1 protein-coding gene and 1 pseudogene are annotated in these 2,718 nt (G+C 63.8%); one reads left to right on the forward strand and one right to left on the reverse strand.

Annotated features, from left to right (window positions below):
* Window positions 1–381 precede the first annotated feature (381 nt).
* Window positions 382–2,448 (forward strand): recombinase family protein, encoded by a 2,067-nt coding sequence (locus OU682_RS23655; protein ID WP_268944629.1) that lies wholly within the window; start codon window positions 382–384, stop codon window positions 2,446–2,448.
* 9 nt (window positions 2,449–2,457) lie between these two features.
* Here the strand turns inward: OU682_RS23655 and OU682_RS23660 are convergent.
* Window positions 2,458–2,718 (reverse strand): annotated as a pseudogene (locus OU682_RS23660) (DDE-type integrase/transposase/recombinase); the annotation flags it as partial.

Below are 2,718 nucleotides of genomic sequence, written 5' to 3' on the forward strand. Positions count from 1 at the left end.
GCGGGACTTCAACCGGCTGACGTCATTCAGGCGTCCTGAGAGACCAACACGATATGCGGACATCCCCAAAAAAAAAGGGTGAGGCCCATGCCCTTCCCCCGACGCTTCCGAACCGCAGCAACGACCTTTATGAGGCCCTGCGCGCCGCGGTCCTGTGCGGCAGGGCCTGCGCCAAGGATATGGGCGCCATCGTTTTCCATGGCCTTTGGCAGGGGTTGGCAGTGCTGATCGCGGATCCCCAGCCTTCTCAGCCGACGCAACGGCGACCGGAACCCGCGCCCATGTCCCGGGCTGTCGCTCAAGATCGCCAGTTCGTTCACATGCTCGCCAACATGGTGCTGGCGGCAGAGATGCGAGGGAACCATGTCTACTGACACCGCCATGAAGGTCGACACCGACCATTTGCGCCGTGACGCTTTCCTTTACGTGCGCCAGTCCTCTCTTCGCCAGGTGTTCGAGAACACCGAGAGCACCAAACGGCAATACGCCTTGCGCGATCGCGCCGTGGCGCTAGGGTGGCCGGTCGAACGTGTCCACGTCATCGATAGCGACCTTGGCCGTTCCGGAGCGCAGGCGCAGGATCGCGACGGCTTCCAGCACCTGGTGACCGAAGTCGCGATGGGACATGCGGGGATCGTGCTGGGGCTGGAAGTGTCGCGCCTGGCCCGCAACAATGCCGACTGGCACCGGCTCATCGAATTGGCGGCGCTGTCACGCACGCTGATCATGGACGAAGACGGTGTCTACGATCCGGCCAGCTTCAACGACAGGCTTCTGCTGGGTTTGAAGGGAACGATGAGTGAGGCCGAACTGCACATCCTGAAGTCGCGGCTGCAAGGCGGGATCCTCAACAAGGCGCGCCGCGGCGAACTCGAGATGCCGCTGCCGATCGGGTTGATCTACACCCCTGACCTGCGGGTCGTGCTCGATCCCGACCGGCAGATCCAGGACACCGTGCGGCTCCTGTTCGATACTTTCCGCGAGACCGGCTCGGCCTGCGCCGTCGTGCGCCGCCTGCGGGGCGAGAAGATCCTCTTTCCCCGGCGTATCCGTCGCGGCATCGGCAAGGGCGACGTCCTGTGGAACAAGATCGACCATTCCCGCGTGCTCCAGATCCTGCACAATCCGCGTTATGCCGGCGCCTTCGCTTATGGACGCACACGCACCACCTACAATGCCAAGCTTAAGCCCGTGCAACTGCGCGTGGCGAGATCCGACTGGCAGGTCCTGATCCCCGAGGCCCACGAAGGCTACATTCCCTGGGCCGAGTACGAGCGCAATCAGACAGCCCTGGCACAGAACGCGACCGGCTTTTCACCCGGCCTGCGCGGTCGCATGCCCCGTCAGGGCAATGGTTTGTTGCAGGGGCGGCTGCTGTGCGGCCGCTGCGGTGCACGCATGCGGGTGCATTACGAGCCGTTCGAGGGACGGCTGCGTCCCTACTATGTCTGCAACGAAGCCGTCGTGCGGCACGCCGGCAAGAACTGCCAGTGGGTGCGCGGCACACCGGTTGACGAGGCGGTGAGCGCGCTGCTGCTGGAGGCGATGGCACCGGCGGCGATCGATGTCGCGCTTGCCGTGCAGCAGGAGATTGTCAGCCGGGTGGAGCAAGCTGCAGCGCTGCGCAGCACGCAGCTGCAACGCGCCCGCTATGAGGCTGAGCTTGCCCGCCGGCGCTACCTGAAGGTCGATCCGGACAACCGCCTCGTCGCCGACGCGCTGGAAGCCGATTGGAACGCACGACTGCGAGACCTCGATGCGCTCCAGCGCGAGCACGAACGCCAGAACGAGGCCGACCGCTCGTTACTGGACGAGCCAGCGCAGCAGCGCATCAGGGCGTTGGCCGCAGATTTCCCGCGCATCTGGAACGACGAGCGCACAGGTGCCGTCGAACGCAAGCGCATGCTTGGTCTTCTCATCGAAGACGTGACGCTGATCGTCGACAATGAGGTCAACATCCATATCCGTTGGCGCGGCGGGCGCACGCAGAGCCTGTCGGTGACCAGACCCCGGCCTATGTCAGTGATACGCAAGACGCCGGCACAGGTCGTGGCGTTGATTAACGAGCTTCTGGAGACCGCCAACGACCGGCAGATCGCCGCTCGTCTCAACGAACTCGGGCATCGCAACTGGCGCGGCGAACCCTTCACGCTGAAGAAGGTCATGCTCGTGCGCCGCACCTATGCTTTGAAGAGCCGGTATGAACGGCTGCGCGAGAGTGGCATGCTCACCGGGAAGGAAGTAGCCCAACAGCTCGGCGTGTGCGTTTCGACCATTCACCAACTCGGGCGAAAGGGCATTCTCACGCGCCATCGATACGCCACCAATCATCGATACTTGTACGAACCGCCAGGCAACGTCAGACTCGAAAAAGGCGTCGGCAGTCGCTATGGTGGCCGCCAACCCAAACTCATTGTCGCTCAACCACTCCAACAAGGTGCATCGTGATGTCTGCTCCTTGTCGCGCGGTTTGTAGGGCCGCGCCGGAAGGATGGCCGTCCCGTAGTGCGCCGCCATCTCCGCATAGCTGCGGTTGATCTCGGGCTCGTAGAAGCAGGCCCGGATCACGCCGGACTTCAGGTTGTCGGAGACCACCAGCGCCGGCACCGCGCCAAATGCAGCAAAGGCGCGGGTATGAGCGCCGATCCAATCCGGCAGCGCCTGGCTCCAGGTGGCCTCGGCGTAGGTCATGTTCGAGGCGCCCATGACGGCGATAAA

Source organism: Paracoccus benzoatiresistens (genome assembly GCF_026913015.1).
Classification (GTDB): Bacteria; Pseudomonadota; Alphaproteobacteria; order Rhodobacterales; family Rhodobacteraceae; genus Paracoccus; species Paracoccus benzoatiresistens.